The organism is Rhizobium brockwellii (assembly GCF_000769405.2).
GTDB classification, from domain to species: Bacteria; Pseudomonadota; Alphaproteobacteria; order Rhizobiales; family Rhizobiaceae; genus Rhizobium; species Rhizobium brockwellii.
The window spans coordinates 3,691,636-3,708,889 of record NZ_CP053439.1; the positions used below are offsets into that span (position 1 = coordinate 3,691,636).

A 17,254-nucleotide genomic window follows, 5' to 3' on the forward strand; every position below is an offset into this window, starting at 1 on the left:
CATGATCAACCTTTTCTTTACATAGTGAACGCGCCACTAACAAGTGGTTTATGACTAGTAACAAAACGTGGTTGCCTTAATCTTAATGAAAAGCGATTAAGCCGCATCTTTCTGGGGATTGTCAGGGTCTATGCCGTAGTCCTTGAGCTTGCGATAAAGTGTGGATCGGCCGATACCGAGCTTGCGCGCTACTTGACTCATCTGCCCGCGATAGAATTTGAGTGCGAATCGGATGAGCTCCTCCTCGACATCGGCAAGCCTACGCACATCTCCGGCAGGATTGACGCTGGCGATCGCGTTTTCCGAGGCCTCGGACAGACGGTGGTGGTGCACCTCTCCCGACATCGACGCCCTGAAGTCCTCGCCATAGCCATCGTCGGGATCGAGGCCGGTATTGTCGGCAACGAGCGCCAGGTGATCCACCACATCGTATTCCGGAAGCTGGGCGGCGATCTGCGGGAAATCCGCTTCGGTCAGCTCGGGCCCTTCGGCCAGAACGACCGCGCGGAAGATCGCGTTTTCAAGCTGGCGGATATTGCCCGGCCAGTCATAGGCGGTCAGCAACGCCAGCGTGCCGGCATTCACCGTCATGCGGCGACCACTCTTCTGCTCGCTGGAGAAGCGCTCGGCAAAGACGCGCACCAGATTCGGAATGTCTTCTTTGCGTTTGCGCAGAGCCGGAATGGTGATCGGGAAGACATTGAGGCGATAATAGAGATCCTCGCGGAAATGGCCGTTCTTGACCTCCTCGATCAGATCCTTGTTGGTCGCCGAGATCAGTCGGACATTGACCTTGTGCGCGGTGCGCGCACCGACGGTCTCGATCTCGCCCTGCTGCACGGCACGCAAGAGCTTTACCTGTACTTCAAGCGGCAGATCGCCGATCTCGTCGAGGAAGATGGTGCCGCCATCGGCTTCCATGAATTTGCCGATATGGCGCTCGGTCGCGCCGGTAAACGCACCCTTCTCGTGACCGAAGAGAATGCTCTCGACCAGATTATGCGGGATCGCCCCGCAATTGACGGTGACGAAAGGCTTGTTCGAGCGGTCGCCGCCAGATTGGATGGCGCGCGCCACCAGCTCCTTGCCAACGCCGGATTCGCCTTCGAGCACGACAGGAATGTTGGACTGAGCCGCCCGCTGGGCGAGATCGATGACGCGGAGCATCGCCGGGCTTGCCGAGACGATATCGTCGAAGCCGACCGAACCTGAGCGCGACCGGCGTCCGGCTCGCGCCTTGACCTCGCGCTGGTCGAGCTTCATCGCGTTCGAAATCGAAGTGGCGATGCGTTCGGGCGAGACCGGCTTGACGACGAAATCGAAGGCGCCGGCGCGCATTGCCTGCACCACCGTTTCAATGCCGCCCTGCCCCGTCTGCACAATGACGGGGATCTGCGTGCCGAATTCGTGAAGCGCATCGAGGAATTCGAGGCCGGTCATCTCCGGCATCATCAGGTCGAGTACGATGACGTTGAAAAGGCCGCTGTCGCGTTTGACCATTTCCAGGCCGATGCGGCCGTTTTCCGCCTGGTGCACGACATGGCCGTGACGCTCGATTGCGTTCTTGAGCAGACGGCGCTGCACGGGGTCGTCTTCGACCACGAGGATTTGCCCTGCTCCCTTGAGCTCATTGTAACCGGTCATTGTCGCCTCACTTCATGCGAAACCATAAAGCGCACTCTGACAGGAAGGCTTGAACATCCAGTTTTGAGAAACAATTGCATTTTAACGATTGGAACGGGTCATTTTCGTGCCGAAGCGACGCCTTTCATGCGCCGAAAACCCCTTGATGCGAGGCCTTCGCACGCTTACAGCGCCGCGCGTCTTTTCAGACGCGCAAAGGACGCTGTAACACTTTGAATCGACGCATCGTGTTTTCCGAAAATCGATTCCGATTTTCGGGCCGATGCGGTAGACAATCAGACCTGTTATGAAAGTGGAGAGGAATTGCGTCCATGAAAATCAAGCTCCCGCACGCCGGCTTTCTTTTATCTCCAGCTGTGCCAGCTGGGGCCGCCGACCCGGCGCTCGGCGATCTGCCGGTCTGGAAGCTACAGGATCTTTATCCCTCCGCTACCTCCACCGCCTTCGTCGCCGACATGGAAAAGGCCGGCAAGGCCGCAATCGCCTTTGAAGAAAAGTGGAAGAGCAAACTCACGGAGGCGGCGGCGAAGACCGGCGCTGAGGGCATCGGCGCGGCCCTGAAGGAATATGAGGCGCTGGACGACATCATCGGCCGCCTCGGCTCCTTTGCCGGCCTTACCTATTTCTCCGACACCACCAACCCGACAAACGGCAAGCTCTATGGCGACGTACAGGCCAAGATTACCGAATTTTCCGGCCATCTCCTGTTTTTCGCGCTGGAACTGAATCGCATCGACGACGCGGTGATAGACGCCTGCATCGCGAATGATCCCGCCGCTGGGCACTATCGTCCTTGGCTGCTCGACCTCAGGAAGGATAAGCCCTACCAGCTCGACGACAGGCTGGAACAGCTCTTCCTCGAGAAGTCGATGACATCGGCCGCCGCCTTCAACCGCCTCTTCGACGAAACCATGGCGGAACTTCGCTACGACATCGATGGCGAGAAAGTGCCGCTCGAAGTGGCGCTGAACAGGCTGCAGGAAAAGGATCCTGAGGCGCGCCGCAAGGCGGCCATGGCGCTCGCTGAAACCTTCAAGGCGAATATCCGCACCTTCACGCTGATCACCAACACGCTTGCCAAGGACAAGGAGATCGCCGACCGCTGGCGCGGCTTCGAGGACATCGCCGACAGCCGCCACCTGGCAAACCGTGTCGAGCGCGAGGTCGTCGATGCGCTGGCCGCGGCCGTCCGCGAAGCCTATCCCCGCCTTTCGCATCGCTATTACAAGATGAAGGCGAAATGGCTCGGCATGGAGCAGATGAATTTCTGGGACCGCAACGCGCCCCTTCCGGAAACCTCCAGCGCCATCATCTCCTGGCCGGAGGCGAAGGATACGGTGCTGTCGGCTTATTGCAATTTTGCCCCGGAGATGGCTGATATCGCCAGGCGCTTCTTCGACGAACAATGGATCGATGCCCCGGTCCGTCCCGGCAAGGCGCCAGGCGCCTTCGCCCATCCGACGGTTCCCTCGGCCCATCCCTATGTGCTCGTCAATTACATGGGCAAGCCGCGCGACGTGATGACGCTTGCCCATGAACTCGGGCACGGTGTGCATCAGGTTCTCGCCGGCGCACAAGGGGCACTGATGTGCCAGACGCCGCTGACGCTTGCCGAAACCGCGTCGGTCTTCGGCGAGATGCTGACCTTCCGCGCGCTGCTGGAAAAGACCACCGACAAACGCGAGCGCAAGGCGATGCTTGCCCAGAAAGTCGAGGACATGATCAACACGGTCGTGCGCCAGATCGCCTTCTATGAATTCGAGCGCAAGCTCCACACCGCCCGCAAATCAGGTGAACTGACGGCCGACGACATCGGCGAACTCTGGCTCTCCGTCCAGTCGGAAAGCCTCGGGCCGGCGATCAGCATTTCCGAGGGATACGAGACCTACTGGGCTTATATCCCCCATTTCATCCACTCGCCCTTTTATGTCTACGCCTATGCCTTCGGCGATTGCCTGGTAAATTCGCTCTATGCCGTCTACCAGAAAGCCGAGAAGGGCTTCCAGGAGAAGTATTTCGAACTGCTGAGGGCCGGCGGCACCAAGCATCACTCGGAACTGCTGAAGCCTTTCGGCCTCGACGCCACCGATCCGTCCTTCTGGAGCCAGGGCCTGTCGATGATCGAAGGGCTGATCGATGAGCTGGAAGCGTTAGATAGAGCGGCCTGATCAGCCCTGTCCCCACGCTCTTCCCGCATGCGAGAAGAGGTGCCGGCAGGCGGACGAGGGATCGCGCTCCAAGAAAAGACGCCGCCGATGGCCGAAACCCAACCCACTATTCTCTTCCGCGACGACGTGACCGGACAGGTGATGCTCTTTGCCGAGCCGGCAGAGATCATCGTTGCCAGGACGCGCGCCGAGTTCTTTGCAGGCCTTGCCCGGATGGAGCAGGCCAAGGCCGCAGGCAAATGGCTTGCCGGCTACATGGCCTATGAGGCCGGATACCTCTTCGAGGAAAAACTCGCTCCCTTCGCCAGGGAACATCGCGACACCCCGCTCATCTGTTTCGGCGTCTTCGACGCTCCGCAGCCGGATACGCATCCGCTTGCCCAGCCAAAACAGCGCCTCGAAAACGAGGAATTCCTCACCGCTCCGAAAGCCGCCTGGGATTTCCCTATATATAAGGAGCGCTTCGACCGCCTCCACCAGCACCTACGGCTCGGCGACGCCTATCAGGCGAACCTCACCATGCCGGTCGAGGCCCGCTGGAACGGCGATCCCCGTGCCGCCTTCTGGTCGCTGATCGAACGCCAGCCGGTTAAATACGGCGCACTGGTCGATCTCGGCGGCCCAATTATCCTTTCGCGTTCGCCCGAACTTTTCTTCCGCACCGATGAACAGGGCTGGATCGAGACCCATCCGATGAAGGGCACGGCAAAACGCGGCACGACTGCCGCCGAGGATGCCGAGATCATCGAGGCGATGCGCAGCGATATCAAGACGCAGGCGGAAAACCGCATGATCGTCGATCTGCTGCGCAACGATATCTCCCGCATCACCGAGGTCGGCACGCTCGACGTCCCGAAGCTCTTCGACATCGAGACCTATCCGACCGTCCACCAGATGGTGAGCCATGTCCAGGCAAGGCTCCGCCCCGATCTTTCGATCCGCGACATCTTCTCCGCACTCTTCCCCTGCGGTTCGATCACCGGCGCGCCAAAGATGCGGGCAATGGAAATCCTCCATGCGCTCGAGGATGCCCCGCGCGACGCCTATTGCGGCGCGATCGGCATGATCTCGCCCACCGGCGCCATGCGTTTCTCCGTCGCCATCCGCACCATCACGCTTTTTGAGGGCGGCAGGGCCGTCTTCAATGTCGGCGGCGGCATCGTCTTCGATTCGACCGCCGAGGCCGAATATGAGGAATGCCTGCTCAAGGCCCGCTTCGCTGTCGGCGACCAATGGATTGCGCGATGATCGATTTTTCGCTGATCGAGACGCTGCGCTGGCAGCCTGGCGAGGGCTTCATCCGGCTGCGGCTGCATCTCGCCCGGCTTTCCCGCTCCGCCCGTCGCCTTGGATTCCCGCAGCCGACCGCCGCGGCAGCGAAGCTCGAAGCAGCCGTTGCAGATGCCGCCGGTCCGCGCCGCATCCGCCTGACCTTCGACGCGCAAGGCCATATCGAAATAACGAGTGCCGCCTTCGTTCCGTTGGCACCGGACACGGTCTGGACCGTCCGTTTCGCCGAGACTCGCCTCGATTCCGCCGACACGCTGCTCCGCGTCAAGACCACGCGCCGTGCCGTCTACGAGGCCGCACGCGCCGAATACAGGCCTGATGAGGCCGATGAAGTCATCCTTTTGAACGAACGCGGCGAAGTCTGCGAGGGCACCATCACCTCGATCTTCCTGGACGATGGAACCGGTATCCTCCGCACCCCGCCCATCTCCTGCGGCCTGCTTGCCGGCGTGCTGCGGACCGAGCTCATCTGCCGGCGCCAGGCCCGTGTCGGCCGCATCACGCTTGCCGATCTCGATGCCGGCACGTTTTATATCGGCAACTCGCTGCGCGGCCTGATCCGCGCAAACCTCGTCAGGAGCTGACCATGTTCATTCTCTCCCTCACCTATGTGAAACCCAACGATGAAGCCGACAGGCACATGGAGCCACACATGGCCTGGGTGAAAGAGGGTTATGCCAAGGGCTGGTTTCTGGCTTCCGGCCGCAAGGTGCCGCGTACCGGCGGCGTCATCCTCGCGATCGGCGAGCGCGCCGCGATTGAGGCCTATGTCGCCGCCGATCCCTTCACCCTCCATGGCATCGCCGAATACGACATCACCGAGCTTGCCGTCACGACGGCGGTCGAAGGACTGGAAATCCTGAAGGGCTGAATTTAGAGGAGCCGATCATGGATGATCTCGCAGCCCATCTGAAAGAGCTCGAATCCACGCGGGCTGCCGATCCCCAGGACGGTTTCGCCGCCCTATCGCCGCTCGATATTTGGCCTTTCCCCGTCAACGCTCTTTATTGTGACGTCGTTTTATGGTTAGAGCCGGTCACCTCGCACTCTCTGCGGCAATTTCAAAACAATTCTTCGGGCTGAACGCCTTCGTCCCCTTCCACAGGAGAAAAGAATGACGGAACAGAATTATCCGGTATATGCCGAAATTACCGGTCCGATCGTAATGATTGGCTTTGGCTCCATCGGCCGCGGCACCCTGCCCCTGATCGAGCGCCATTTCAAATTCGACAAGAGCCGGATGGTCGTCATCGACCCTCGTGAAGAGCCTTCCGACATGGAGATCCTGAAGAAGCACGGTGTTCGCCACATCAAGGAATATGTCACCAAGGACAATTACAAGGAACTGCTGAAGCCGCTGCTGACGGAAGGCGAAGGTCAGGGTTTCTGCGTCAACCTCTCGGTCGACACCTCCTCGCTCGACATCATCAAGCTCTGCCGTAAACTCGACGTTCCCTATGTCGACACCGTCGTCGAGCCCTGGCTCGGCTTCTATTTCGACAAAGGCATGAGCAATGCCGACCGCACCAACTATGCGCTGCGCGAAACCATGCGCAAGGAAAAGGCGAAGAACCCGGGCGGTGCCACCGCCGTCTCCACCTGCGGCGCCAATCCGGGCATGGTCTCCTGGTTCGTCAAGCAGGCGCTCGTCAACCTCGCCAACGACATCGGCCTCAAGTTCGAGGAGCCGGACCAGCACGATCGCGAAGGCTGGGCAAAGCTGATGAAGAAGGTCGGCGTCAAGGGCATTCACATCGCCGAGCGCGACACCCAGCGCACCAAGCATCCGAAGCCGCTCAACGTCTTCTGGAACACCTGGTCCGTCGAAGGCTTCATCTCTGAAGGCCTGCAGCCGGCTGAACTCGGCTGGGGCACGCATGAAGAGTGGATGCCGAAAAACGCCAAGAAGCACAAGAAGGGCAACAAGGCGGCGATCTACCTGGAGCAGCCGGGCGCCAACACCCGCGTGCGCACCTGGTGCCCGACGCCCGGCCCGCAATATGGCTTCCTCGTCACCCACAACGAGTCGATCTCGATCGCCGACTTTTTCACGGTCCGCGACAAGGACGGCGAAGTGACCTTCCGCCCGACCTGCCATTATGCCTACCATCCGGCCAACGACGCCGTGCTCTCGCTGCACGAGATGTTCGGCAATGGCGGTACGCCGCAGCCGGTCCATCACGTTCTCGACGAGGACGAATTGGAGGATGGCATCGACGAACTCGGCGTCCTGCTCTACGGCCATGAGAAGAATGCCTACTGGTATGGCTCGCGCCTGTCGCTGGAAGAAACACGCCGCATCGCGCCCTATCAGAACGCTACCGGCCTGCAGGTGACCTCCGCCGTTCTCGCCGGCATGGTCTGGGCGCTGGAAAACCCGAATGCCGGCATCGTCGAAGCCGACGAGATCGATTACAAGCGCTGCCTCGAAGTGCAGATGCCTTATCTCGGCCCGGTCGAGGGCCACTACACCGATTGGACTCCGCTCGACGGCCGCCCGGGCCTCTTCCCCGAGGATATCGACACCAAGGATCCCTGGCAGTTCAGGAACATTCTCGTTCGCTGAGATTGTCTGCACGGCTTTTGACAATGCCCGCCGCAAGGCGGGCATTTTTGTAACGCCGGCTGTCTAAATGCCGCTCGCCGCCCCACCAAGGCTTGCCTTCACGCCGGGCGCGCGCCATGTTTTGCCCGAACTTGGCGGCTGTCCGCCGCGCCGATTCGCCGGGAGAAGCCTTATGAAAATCAGAACTGGTCTCGTTCTTGTCGGTGCAGCGGCCGCTCTTGCCGCCTGCGTTTCATCGGAGCCGCGTCGCTTGCCGGTTGCAACCACGCCCGCCGCCACCGGCGTCGAAGGCAACTGGAGCGATCCGAACGGCATCGTTTCCACCTTCCAGGGCGGTAGCTTCACTACCCGCACCACCGACAGCAACCAGCTTCTTGCCTCGGGCACCTATATCAATACCTCACCGACCCTGGTCGAGATCAACATGACCTCACTGGTGCGCAAGACCCAGTCCAAGGTCAATTGCGCCCTCGTCAACCCGAGCCAGCTCAATTGCACCTCCGATTCCGGCGCACAGTTCACGCTTTCCCGCCGCGGCTGAAAGATGCGGCGATAGGCTAGACTAAGCACACCATGCGGGCCCTCGCCTCTTATCTCGTCCTGCTGCTGGCTATGCCGCTTGCGGCACTTGCGGTCGTTTCGCCGGCCAATGTCTATCGTGCCCAGGGCGTCGCCGCTCCCGATTGCGACGGGCCGCTGCAGGTGCTGATCTTCGCAGTGCCTGCCATCCTCATCTATGACGCAGGCGCGCTCCTTGCCTATCGGGCCGGCCGGCGCTTTCATCGCCTCGTTTCCGTTCTCTGCTTGATCATCGCGCTCGCCACGGTTCCGAATATTGCCGAGGCCGTGCACGAACTCTATCGAAACGCCGCCGACGGCGAATGCCTGGGATAGGAACTCGGCTTTTTTCCCCTGCCCCCTTGGAAAGCGCCTCGCCTGGCCCAGCTTTCTCTTGCGGTCGTGCATCGTCTGATGGAACATCCGCAGGCCGGGAAACCGCCCCGGCGCATAATGAAAGGGATCGGCGAGGGATCAGGGGGATCTTTCGCCTCAATCAGGAGAACAGGGATGACGAAGTCTTTCAGCTTCGGTCTTTTGACCGCGTCCATGCTGGCGCTGAGCGCGGGCGCCGCCTTTGCGGATTACGAACTCAATATTCTTCATATCAACGATTTTCATTCGCGCATCGAATCGATCAACAAATTCGACTCCACCTGCTCGGCCGAGGAGGAAGGCAAGAAGGAATGCTTCGGTGGCGCCGCCCGCCTGAAGACCGCGATCGACCAGCGCCGTCAGGCGCTATCCGGCAAGAACGTCCTCCTCCTCAATGCCGGCGACAATTTCCAGGGCTCGCTCTTCTATACGACCTACAAGGGAGCAGCCGAAGCCGAATTCCTGAACCTGATGAAGTTCGACGCCATGACCGTCGGCAACCATGAATTCGACGACAGCGAAGACGGGCTTGCGACCTTCCTCGACAAGGTGCAGTTCCCTGTCGTGACGGCGAACGTCAAGGCGACCGCTGCCTCCAAGCTCGGCGACCGCATCAAGCCCTCACTGGTGCTCGATGTCGGCGGCCAGAAGATCGGCATCGTCGGCGCCGTCACCAATGACACGGCAGAGCTTTCCTCCCCCGGCCCGAACGTCACGATCGCCGATGACGTCCAGAGCATTACGTCAGCCGTTCAGGATCTGAAGGGTCAGGGCGTCAACAAGATCATCGCGCTGACCCATGTCGGTTATCCCCGCGATCTCGCCCTGATCGCCAAGATTCCCGATGTCGATGTCGTCGTCGGCGGCCATTCCCACAGCCTGCTCTCCAACACCGACCCCAAGGCTGAAGGCCCCTACCCGACGATGGTCGACAATCCCGGCGGCTACAAGGTGCCGGTCGTCCAGGCTGCATCCTACAGCAAGTATCTCGGCGACCTCGTCGTCAATTTCGACGATAGCGGCGTGGTCAAGGATGCCAAGGGCGATCCGATCTTGATCGATTCCACCTTCACGCCCGATCCGGCCGTCATCGCCCGTATCGCCGAACTGGCAAAACCGATCGAGGAACTGCGCAAAAAGGTGATCGGCTCTTCCGAAAGCCCGATCGAAGGCGACCGCAAGGTCTGCCGCGTCAAGGAGTGCTCGATGGGCAATCTGGTGGCCGACGCCATGCTTGATCGCACCAAGAACCAGGGCGTCACTATCGCCGTTCAGAACGGCGGCGGCCTGCGTGCGTCGATCGACGGCGGCGAGATCACCCAGGGCGAGGTCATCACCGTCCTGCCTTTCCAGAACACGCTCGCTACGTTTGAGCTGACCGGCGCAAACGTCGTCAAGGCGCTCGAAAACGGCGTCAGCCAGATCGACCAGGGCGCCGGCCGCTTCCCGCAGGTCGCCGGCCTGAAATTCTCCTTCGACCAGTCGAAGCCCGTCGGCAGCCGTGTCAGCGACGTTCAGGTGAAGGACGGCGACAATTTCGCTCCGATCGACCCGGCCAAGACCTACAAGGTCGCCACCAACAACTTCATGCGGGGCGGCGGCGACGGCTATACGATCTTCAAGGAAGGCCAGAACGCCTATGATTTCGGCCCGGATCTTGCCGACGTGACCGCCGAATACGTCGCCGCGCATTCGCCTTACAAGCCCTACACAGATGGCCGCGTCACGGAACTGGCGCAGGCAGCGCCCGCTCCCTCCGCTTCCGAGCCGGCGCCTGCCGCACCGGCTGCTCCGGCCCCCTCTACCGAACCCACCCCCGCACCCGCTGCACCCACACCTGCTGCCCCGGCGCCAGCAGCACCGGCTCCAGCACCCGCGCCCACCACGGAACCGGCACCGGCACCGGCAGCCTCCACACCTGCCGCGACGACGCCTTCCACCCACGTCATCGCCGCGGGCGACACCTTCTGGGATCTTGCCGTGACCTTCTATGGCGACGGCACGCTGTGGCGGAAGCTTTCGGATGCCAATGGAAAGCCGAACCCGCGTCACCTGACGGTCGGCAAGGAGATCGAAGTCCCCGCCAAGTAAGACGATTTGTCTCGATGCCACTGGCCGGTCCGGGGTTTTCCGGGCCGGCTTTTCTTTCTATAGGGTGAACCACGATCTCCAGGCTGCGTATGAGCCGACGGGACAAATGAACGTTGGGGCCAGAATGACAACAGATATTTCACTCCGCCCGGCCGATCATCCGGCCGTCAAATTTGGTAAGGTCGGTGTGCTGCTGGTCAATCTCGGCACGCCTGATGGCACTGATTATACCTCGATGCGCCGCTATCTCAGGGAATTCCTGACCGATCGCCGCGTCATCGAATGGTCGCCCTGGAGGTGGTATCCGATCCTGTTCGGCATCGTGCTCAACACCCGCCCGCAGAAGGTCGGTAAGGCCTATGAGCTGATCTGGAACAAGGAGAAGAACGAAAGTTATCTGCGCACCTACACCCGCAACCAGTCGGAGCTGATGGCCGAGCGCCTGAAGGATCTTGATAACGTCAAGGTCGACTGGGCGATGCGCTACGGCACGCCGTCGATCGCCTCGCGCATCGACGCGCTGAAAGAAGAAGGCTGCGACCGGATTGTGCTCTTCCCGCTCTATCCGCAATATGCGGCGGCGACGACCGCCACCGTCAACGACAAGGCCTTCCAGAAGCTGCTCTCGATGCGCTGGCAGCCGGCGCTGCGCACCGTTCCCGCCTATCATGACGACGAGACTTATATCGAAGCGCTCGCCGCGTCCGTCGAAAGGCATCTTTCGGCCCTCGACTGGAAGCCCGAGATGCTGCTCGCCTCCTTCCACGGCATACCGATGTCCTATTTCAAGCAGGGCGACCCCTACCACTGTCAGTGCCAGAAGACCGGCCGGCTGCTGCGCGAACGGCTCGGGCTCACCAAAGAAAACTTCATGGTCACCTTCCAGTCCCGCTTCGGGCCGGAGGAATGGCTGCAGCCCTATACCGACAAGACGGTGGAGAAACTCGGCAAGGACGGCGTCAAACGCATCGCCGTCATCAATCCCGGCTTCGTCTCCGACTGTCTGGAGACGCTGGAGGAGATCGCCGAACAGGCTGCCCATTCCTTCCACGAAAACGGCGGCGAGAAGTTCACGCATATCCCCTGCCTCAACGATGGCGAAGACGGCATGAAGGTGCTGGAAAAGGTCGTCCGCCGCGAACTGCAGGGCTGGATCTAGGAAACCATCTTCAGAAATTTACGCCGCACGGATAGTCGGCGACGACCCGACGGACCTTACCGTCCTTTCGCTTGGAAGGTGCGGCAGCCGTGCGTCATTTCCTCCTCGCAAAGAACATGCTAACTCACCACATCAGTGGTGTAGGTGGGCGCGAATGCGCCGATAGGAGGAATTTTTCATGCTGTTCGGCGGCTTCGACATCGTCGTGATCGTACTGGTCATCTTCGTCATCCTGGTACTCTTTGCCGGGATCAAGACCGTGCCGCAGGGCTACCGCTATACGATCGAGCGCTTCGGGCGTTATACCCGCACGCTGGAGCCGGGCCTCAACCTCATCACCCCCTTCATCGAGCGCGTCGGCGCCAAGTTGAACGTCATGGAGCAGGTGCTGAACGTGCCGACCCAGGAGGTGATCACCAAGGATAATGCCTCGGTTTCTGCCGATGCCGTCTCCTTTTACCAGGTGCTGAACGCCGCCCAGGCTGCCTATCAGGTCTCCAACCTCGAAAACGCCATCCTCAATCTGACGATGACCAACATCCGCTCGGTCATGGGTTCGATGGATCTCGACGAATTGCTCTCCAACCGCGATGCGATCAACGACCGGCTGTTGCGCGTCGTCGACGAAGCCGTGCATCCCTGGGGCATTAAGGTCACCCGCGTCGAGATCAAGGACATTCAGCCGCCGCGCGACCTCGTCGATGCGATGGCCCGCCAGATGAAGGCCGAGCGCGAGAAGCGCGCCCAGGTGCTGGAGGCCGAAGGCTCGCGCAATGCGCAGATTCTGAGGGCCGAAGGCGCCAAACAATCCGCCATCCTGCAGGCCGAAGGCCAGCGGGAAGCCGCCTTCCGCAACGCCGAAGCCCGCGAACGCCTGGCCGAGGCCGAAGCCAAGGCGACGAAGATGGTCTCTGAAGCGATCGCCGCCGGTGACATCCAGGCGATCAACTATTTCGTCGCCCAGAAATATACCGAGGCGCTCACCTCGATCGGTTCGGCGCCCAATTCCAAGATCGTGATGATGCCGATGGAAGCCTCTTCCATCCTGAGCTCGCTCGGTGGTATCGGCGCCATTGCCCGCGAAGTCTTCGGCGATGCCGGCAACAGCCCGTCAACGCCGCTGCCGGTACCGCCGCGTCCGCGCCCCGCACCGGCGCGCTCGACGCCGCCGATCAATCCATCGACCCCCAATCCTTTCAATCCCGAGCAGGAGCGCTAAGCCATGCTGGCGAAGATCGTCGCCGAACTCGGTCCGTGGAGTTGGTGGGTCGCGGGCCTCGTGCTGCTCGCCGCGGAAATGATCGTTCCCGGCTTCTTCCTGGTCTGGATTGGCCTTGCCGCCTTGATCGTCGGCGCGCTGTCGCTGCTTTTCTGGGACAGCGCCTTCTGGGTCTGGGAGTTGCAGGCAATCCTTTTTGCGCTTCTCGCCGTTGCCACGACCTTCGCCGGCCGCCGGCTGACGTTGCGCAATGCGACGACCGACGAGCCCTTTCTCAATCAGCGCGGCGCCAGCCTCGTCGGCCGCACGGCGACGCTGCACGAACCGATCCGCGAAGGTCGCGGCCGCATTCGCCTCGACGATACGCTATGGCAGGTGATGGGACCGGACCTGCCCGTCGGAACGCAGGTGAAGGTGGTGTCGAGCAACGGCCGCGACCTGACGGTCGAGCCGGTCTGATCAAATAACTCTGATCAAACGAACCTGATCAGGCGACGCCGATCCGCAGCAGGTCGTGGAAATGCACCAGCCCGACCGGCCGGCGGTCGTCGTCGATGACGATCAGCGCACCTATGTGATGCTGGTTGAGCAGCGCCAGGGCTGCGGTTGCCAGCACCGTCTGCTTCACCGTCTTCGGCGTCCGCGTCATGATGTCGTCGACGGCAAGCTCGGCAAGATTGCGCGTCAGGTTGCGTGCCATATCGCCTTCGGTGACGATGCCGCAGAGCCGCCCATCCTCATCAAGCACGCCGACGCAGCCGAAATGCTTGCGCGACAGCACCGTGATCGCCTCCGGCATCGGTGTACCCTTGGCAACGAGCGGCAGCCGCTCGCCGGTATGCATGACATCGCCGACATGCATCAGGCTCGCGCCCAGCTTGCCGCCCGGATGGAAGACGTGAAAATCCGTGGCGGTAAAGCCGCGCGCCTCCAAAAGCGCCACCGCCAACGCGTCGCCGATTGCAAGCTGCATCAGCGTCGAGGTCGTCGGCGCCAGCCCATTGGGGCAGGCCTCCTGTTCGTTCGGCATCAGGAGGACGATATCGGCGGCGGCCGCAAGCGAGGAACCTTCGCTGCAGGTGATCGCGATCAGCGGAATGGAGAAGCGTCGCGTGAAGGAAATGATACTTTTGAGCTCGGCGCTCTCGCCGCCTTTGGAAATTGCCAGCACGACGTCATCGCGCGCGATCATGCCGAGATCGCCGTGATTGGCCTCTGCCGCATGCACGAAAAAGGCGGGCGTTCCTGTTGAAGCGAATGTTGCCGCGAGCTTGGCACCGATATGCCCGCTCTTGCCGACGCCGGTGACGATCACGCGCCCGGAGATGTCGCCGATGACTTCGACGGCCCGCGTGAAAGGGCCGGCCAATCCATCGTCAAAAGCCCGTTCGAGCGCTTCAAGACCGCGTCTTTCGGTCTCTATCGTACGTTTTGCCGACTCGAGCACGCTGTTTTCAACGAGGTTGATCGCTCTTCTGTTCATGAAGTTGCGTTAGACCTTTTCACTTTCCAAGTCCACCCCGCACTCTTTCCGACCCGCAGTCTTTCCGAATTGTGAACAGCGCCCCCGACGGCAACGAATGGTTAACCACAAGGCTTTACCTTTGGGTAAGAACCGAAAGCATGTCAGGCGCGATTGCATGGGCCAGCCAAAACAGACGAGCAGTGTGACGCCGCTCCGCGCCATGAGCCGTGCCGTCTATTTTGCCGTGCTGGGTACCCTGCTTCTCAGCCAGACGGCAGCCTTCGCGCAGTCCGCCTCGCAGCCGGCAAACAGCCGCTCCACCGCCTCTCAGGACAATCGCGCCACCAACAATGCCGCATCGGCCGCCGGTTTCGATGACGAGACCGGCGATACCACCACTCCTGCGGCAAACGGCGCGACTGTGAACGCGGACGATGCCCAGCAGCGGCCCGCCATACCGGATGCACAGGCCGGCGACGACATTACCGGCTCCATCCTCGACGAGGACATACGCCGGCTGAACACCCGCGAAGCGCCGATCGATGAGACGTTGCCGCGCCGCAGGGCTGCCGAGAGCGCCTCGACAGAGGAAACGCCAGGAATCCCGATCGGCACTTTCGTGCTCCGCCCGAGCGTCACCCAGAGCATCAACACCGAGACCACTAAGGACGGCAATACCAGGCAGCGGCGTGCTTTTCTGGAAACGGATGCGGCAGCGACACTGACTTCCGACTGGGGTCGGCACCAGCTGACCGTCACCTCGGAAGGCGCCTGGCAGCGGAATATCAGCGGCGAGGGCGAGGAGCAGCCTTCCTTTAAAGTCAACGGCGATCTCAGGCTGGATCTTCCCGACGAGACGACCGCGCACCTTACCGCTGGCTATAATTTCTACCGCGAGGATACAGACGATCCCGACGCCATCGCCGATGCCGCACAGCAGTCGGACGTGCAGGAATTTTCGGCCGGCGCCTCCATCCAACGCGATTTCGGCATCCTGCGCGGCACGACGGCCCTGGCGCTGACCCGCTCGATCTATTCGGATGCCAAGCTTGCGAACGGCACCACCATCGCCCTCAGCGACCGTAACCAGACGACGGGCACGCTGCGCGGCCGCGTCGGCTACGAACTGTCTCCCGCGCTCATCCCCTTCATCGAGGCAACGATCGGCCGTTCGGTCTATGACGAAACCCGCGACTCCGCCGGTTACGAGCGCTCCGGCCATAGCTATGGCGCCAAGGCAGGCGTCGAGGTCGATCTCGGTGAAAAGCTGAAGGGTGAAGTCGGCGTCGGCTATGAGATGGCGGATTTTGAAGACAGCCGGCTATCCTCGATCGATACCGCCACGCTCGATGCGAGCCTGCTCTGGTCGCCGATCCGTGGCACCGATGTCAATCTCGACCTGCAGACGAGCATCCAGCCCTCGACCACGGCAGGCGAAAGCGGCTACGTCTCGCACGCGCTGACGACGACGGTCACCCACCAACTGCGCGACAATCTGGTCGGGACGATGATCGGCGGGGTCATATGGCGCGATTATCCCACGGACAGCACCATCAACGACGAGCTCGTCTATACCGCTGCGACCGGCCTGACCTGGAACATCAACCGCTATCTCGATCTGACCAGCACACTCGGCTACGAGCTGACGACGCGCAAGGAAGGCAGCGATTCGCAGCAATGGCGAGCCGGCGTCGGTCTCAAGCTGAAACGCTAACGCAACTGCAGCAAAAGTGCGGGAGCGGTATGCATCGGGAAATTGGAAGCGCCGCGCGTCCGATAGGAAGCGCGGCGCTCTATCACTTTGAATCTGCGCTGAGCGGAAGCCTTACTTCAGGCCGGCAAGCAGTTCCCTGAAGCCGCCTTCGACGGAGGGGCGGATATCGGCACGTTCGAGGGCGAAGGCGACGTTTGCCAGGATGAAGCCGTCCTTCGCGCCGCAGTCGTAAGTCGCGCCGCGGAAGTGGTAACCGGCGAAATCCTGTTCCTTCAGCAGTTTCAGCATACCGTCAGTGAGCTGGATCTCGTTGCCGGCGCCGCGCTCTTGGGTTTCGAGGATCTTGAAGATCTCAGGTTGCAGGATATAGCGGCCGTTGATGAAGAAATTGGAAGGCGCCGTCCCCTTGGCAGGCTTTTCCACCATGCCGGTGATGCGGAAGCCGTCGCCGATCGCCTCGCCGACGCCGACGATGCCGTATTTATGCGCCTGATCCGGCGCGCATTCCTCGACGGCGATGATATTACCGCCGCTCTGGGCATAGAGATCGATCATGCCCTTCATGCAGCCCTTGTCACCCTTCATGATCATATCGGGCAGCAGCAGCGCGAAGGGCTCGTCGCCGACGATCTCACGGGCGCACCATACGGCGTGGCCGAGGCCGAGCGGCTCCTGCTGGCGGGTGAAGCTCACCGTGCCGGCCTTCGGCAATTGCTGGGCGAGAAGGGTAATTTCCGCCTTCTTGGCGCGCTCGCGCAGCGTCTGCTCCAGCTCGAAATGAATGTCGAAATAATCTTCGATGACGTGCTTGTTGCGTCCGGTGACGAAGACCAGATGTTCGATCCCGGCCTCGATCGCCTCATCGACGACATATTGAATGATTGGCTTGTCGACGACGGTCAACATTTCCTTCGGAACAGCCTTTGTCGCCGGCAGGAATCGCGTTCCCAACCCGGCAACCGGAAATACTGCTTTACGAACTTTGTTGTGTTGAGCCACACCCGG

16 protein-coding genes are annotated in these 17,254 nt (G+C 61.3%); 13 read left to right on the plus strand and 3 right to left on the minus strand.

Annotation, left to right across the window (positions count from 1 at the left end):
- Positions 1-96 precede the first annotated feature (96 nt).
- On the minus strand, positions 97-1,644 hold the full coding sequence (locus tag RLCC275e_RS18265) for a sigma-54-dependent transcriptional regulator (RefSeq protein WP_033179690.1): 1,548 nt from the start codon (positions 1,642-1,644) through the stop codon (positions 97-99).
- 311 nt (positions 1,645-1,955) lie between these two features.
- On the opposite strand from RLCC275e_RS18265, the gene RLCC275e_RS18270 reads away from it, so the two are divergent.
- The 12 genes from RLCC275e_RS18270 (at position 1,956) to RLCC275e_RS18325 (ending at position 13,529) form a co-directional block, all read left to right on the plus strand.
- Complete coding sequence (locus tag RLCC275e_RS18270) at positions 1,956-3,812, plus strand: M3 family oligoendopeptidase (RefSeq protein WP_033179689.1); 1,857 nt, start codon at positions 1,956-1,958, stop codon at positions 3,810-3,812.
- 87 nt (positions 3,813-3,899) lie between these two features.
- Positions 3,900-5,060, plus strand: a complete 1,161-nt coding sequence (locus RLCC275e_RS18275; RefSeq protein ID WP_033180620.1) for an aminodeoxychorismate synthase component I — start codon at positions 3,900-3,902, stop codon at positions 5,058-5,060.
- A complete protein-coding gene (locus tag RLCC275e_RS18280) occupies positions 5,057-5,686 on the plus strand; it encodes an aminotransferase class IV family protein (protein ID WP_033180619.1) in 630 nt (209 codons plus the stop codon). The genes RLCC275e_RS18275 and RLCC275e_RS18280 overlap by 4 nt, the downstream gene beginning before the upstream one ends.
- 2 nt (positions 5,687-5,688) lie before the next feature.
- The gene (locus tag RLCC275e_RS18285) at positions 5,689-5,973 is read left to right on the plus strand and encodes a YciI family protein (RefSeq protein ID WP_033179688.1); all 285 of its coding nucleotides are present in this window, start codon (positions 5,689-5,691) and stop codon (positions 5,971-5,973) included.
- A 17-nt stretch (positions 5,974-5,990) separates the two neighbouring features.
- Entirely contained in the window at positions 5,991-6,185 is a 195-nt protein-coding gene (locus tag RLCC275e_RS18290; protein ID WP_033179687.1) for a hypothetical protein, read from the plus strand.
- Positions 6,186-6,216: 31 nt separating this feature from the next.
- A complete protein-coding gene (locus tag RLCC275e_RS18295; protein ID WP_003552702.1) occupies positions 6,217-7,668 on the plus strand; it encodes a homospermidine synthase in 1,452 nt (483 codons plus the stop codon).
- A gap of 172 nt (positions 7,669-7,840) precedes the next feature.
- On the plus strand, positions 7,841-8,209 hold the full coding sequence (omp10, locus tag RLCC275e_RS18300; RefSeq protein WP_033179686.1) for an outer membrane lipoprotein Omp10: 369 nt from the start codon (positions 7,841-7,843) through the stop codon (positions 8,207-8,209).
- A 32-nt stretch (positions 8,210-8,241) separates the two neighbouring features.
- A complete protein-coding gene (locus RLCC275e_RS18305) occupies positions 8,242-8,562 on the plus strand; it encodes a hypothetical protein (RefSeq protein WP_130707863.1) in 321 nt (106 codons plus the stop codon).
- 174 nt (positions 8,563-8,736) lie between these two features.
- A complete protein-coding gene (locus tag RLCC275e_RS18310; RefSeq protein ID WP_033179684.1) occupies positions 8,737-10,692 on the plus strand; it encodes a bifunctional metallophosphatase/5'-nucleotidase in 1,956 nt (651 codons plus the stop codon).
- Positions 10,693-10,816: 124 nt separating this feature from the next.
- A complete protein-coding gene (gene hemH / locus RLCC275e_RS18315; protein ID WP_033179683.1) occupies positions 10,817-11,851 on the plus strand; it encodes a ferrochelatase in 1,035 nt (344 codons plus the stop codon).
- A gap of 178 nt (positions 11,852-12,029) precedes the next feature.
- Positions 12,030-13,070: an SPFH domain-containing protein gene (locus tag RLCC275e_RS18320; RefSeq protein WP_011653489.1), complete on the plus strand. Its 1,041-nt coding sequence runs from the start codon at positions 12,030-12,032 to the stop codon at positions 13,068-13,070.
- 3 nt (positions 13,071-13,073) lie between these two features.
- Positions 13,074-13,529, plus strand: a complete 456-nt coding sequence (locus tag RLCC275e_RS18325; protein WP_003542867.1) for an NfeD family protein — start codon at positions 13,074-13,076, stop codon at positions 13,527-13,529.
- Between the two features lie 28 nt (positions 13,530-13,557).
- On the opposite strand, the gene RLCC275e_RS18330 is transcribed toward RLCC275e_RS18325, so the two are convergent.
- Positions 13,558-14,553: a KpsF/GutQ family sugar-phosphate isomerase gene (locus RLCC275e_RS18330; RefSeq protein ID WP_033179682.1), complete on the minus strand. Its 996-nt coding sequence runs from the start codon at positions 14,551-14,553 to the stop codon at positions 13,558-13,560.
- A 157-nt stretch (positions 14,554-14,710) separates the two neighbouring features.
- Here RLCC275e_RS18330 and RLCC275e_RS18335 point away from each other — a divergent pair, with 157 nt between their 5' ends.
- Positions 14,711-16,249 carry an outer membrane beta-barrel protein gene (locus tag RLCC275e_RS18335; protein ID WP_033179681.1) on the plus strand — a complete coding sequence of 513 codons (1,539 nt, stop codon included), beginning with the start codon at positions 14,711-14,713 and terminating at the stop codon, positions 16,247-16,249.
- Between the two features lie 111 nt (positions 16,250-16,360).
- Here RLCC275e_RS18335 and galU read toward each other — a convergent pair whose 3' ends face one another.
- Complete coding sequence (gene galU, locus RLCC275e_RS18340) at positions 16,361-17,248, minus strand: UTP--glucose-1-phosphate uridylyltransferase GalU (RefSeq protein ID WP_003542870.1); 888 nt, start codon at positions 17,246-17,248, stop codon at positions 16,361-16,363.
- Positions 17,249-17,254: the final 6 nt, after the last annotated feature.

Excerpts from the sequence above, each read along its gene's own strand:
- RLCC275e_RS18265 (WP_033179690.1), bottom strand. The coding sequence starts at position 1,644 with ATGACCGGTTACAATGAGCTCAAGGGAGCAGGGCAAATCCTCGTGGTC.
- RLCC275e_RS18270 (WP_033179689.1), top strand. The coding sequence starts at position 1,956 with ATGAAAATCAAGCTCCCGCACGCCGGCTTTCTTTTATCTCCAGCTGTG.
- RLCC275e_RS18275 (WP_033180620.1), top strand. The coding sequence starts at position 3,900 with ATGGCCGAAACCCAACCCACTATTCTCTTCCGCGACGACGTGACCGGA.
- RLCC275e_RS18280 (WP_033180619.1), top strand. The coding sequence starts at position 5,057 with ATGATCGATTTTTCGCTGATCGAGACGCTGCGCTGGCAGCCTGGCGAG.
- RLCC275e_RS18285 (WP_033179688.1), top strand. The coding sequence starts at position 5,689 with ATGTTCATTCTCTCCCTCACCTATGTGAAACCCAACGATGAAGCCGAC.
- RLCC275e_RS18290 (WP_033179687.1), top strand. The coding sequence starts at position 5,991 with ATGGATGATCTCGCAGCCCATCTGAAAGAGCTCGAATCCACGCGGGCT.
- RLCC275e_RS18295 (WP_003552702.1), top strand. The coding sequence starts at position 6,217 with ATGACGGAACAGAATTATCCGGTATATGCCGAAATTACCGGTCCGATC.
- omp10 (WP_033179686.1), top strand. The coding sequence starts at position 7,841 with ATGAAAATCAGAACTGGTCTCGTTCTTGTCGGTGCAGCGGCCGCTCTT.
- RLCC275e_RS18305 (WP_130707863.1), top strand. The coding sequence starts at position 8,242 with ATGCGGGCCCTCGCCTCTTATCTCGTCCTGCTGCTGGCTATGCCGCTT.
- RLCC275e_RS18310 (WP_033179684.1), top strand. The coding sequence starts at position 8,737 with ATGACGAAGTCTTTCAGCTTCGGTCTTTTGACCGCGTCCATGCTGGCG.
- hemH (WP_033179683.1), top strand. The coding sequence starts at position 10,817 with ATGACAACAGATATTTCACTCCGCCCGGCCGATCATCCGGCCGTCAAA.
- RLCC275e_RS18320 (WP_011653489.1), top strand. The coding sequence starts at position 12,030 with ATGCTGTTCGGCGGCTTCGACATCGTCGTGATCGTACTGGTCATCTTC.
- RLCC275e_RS18325 (WP_003542867.1), top strand. The coding sequence starts at position 13,074 with ATGCTGGCGAAGATCGTCGCCGAACTCGGTCCGTGGAGTTGGTGGGTC.
- RLCC275e_RS18330 (WP_033179682.1), bottom strand. The coding sequence starts at position 14,553 with ATGAACAGAAGAGCGATCAACCTCGTTGAAAACAGCGTGCTCGAGTCG.
- RLCC275e_RS18335 (WP_033179681.1), top strand. The coding sequence starts at position 14,711 with ATGGGCCAGCCAAAACAGACGAGCAGTGTGACGCCGCTCCGCGCCATG.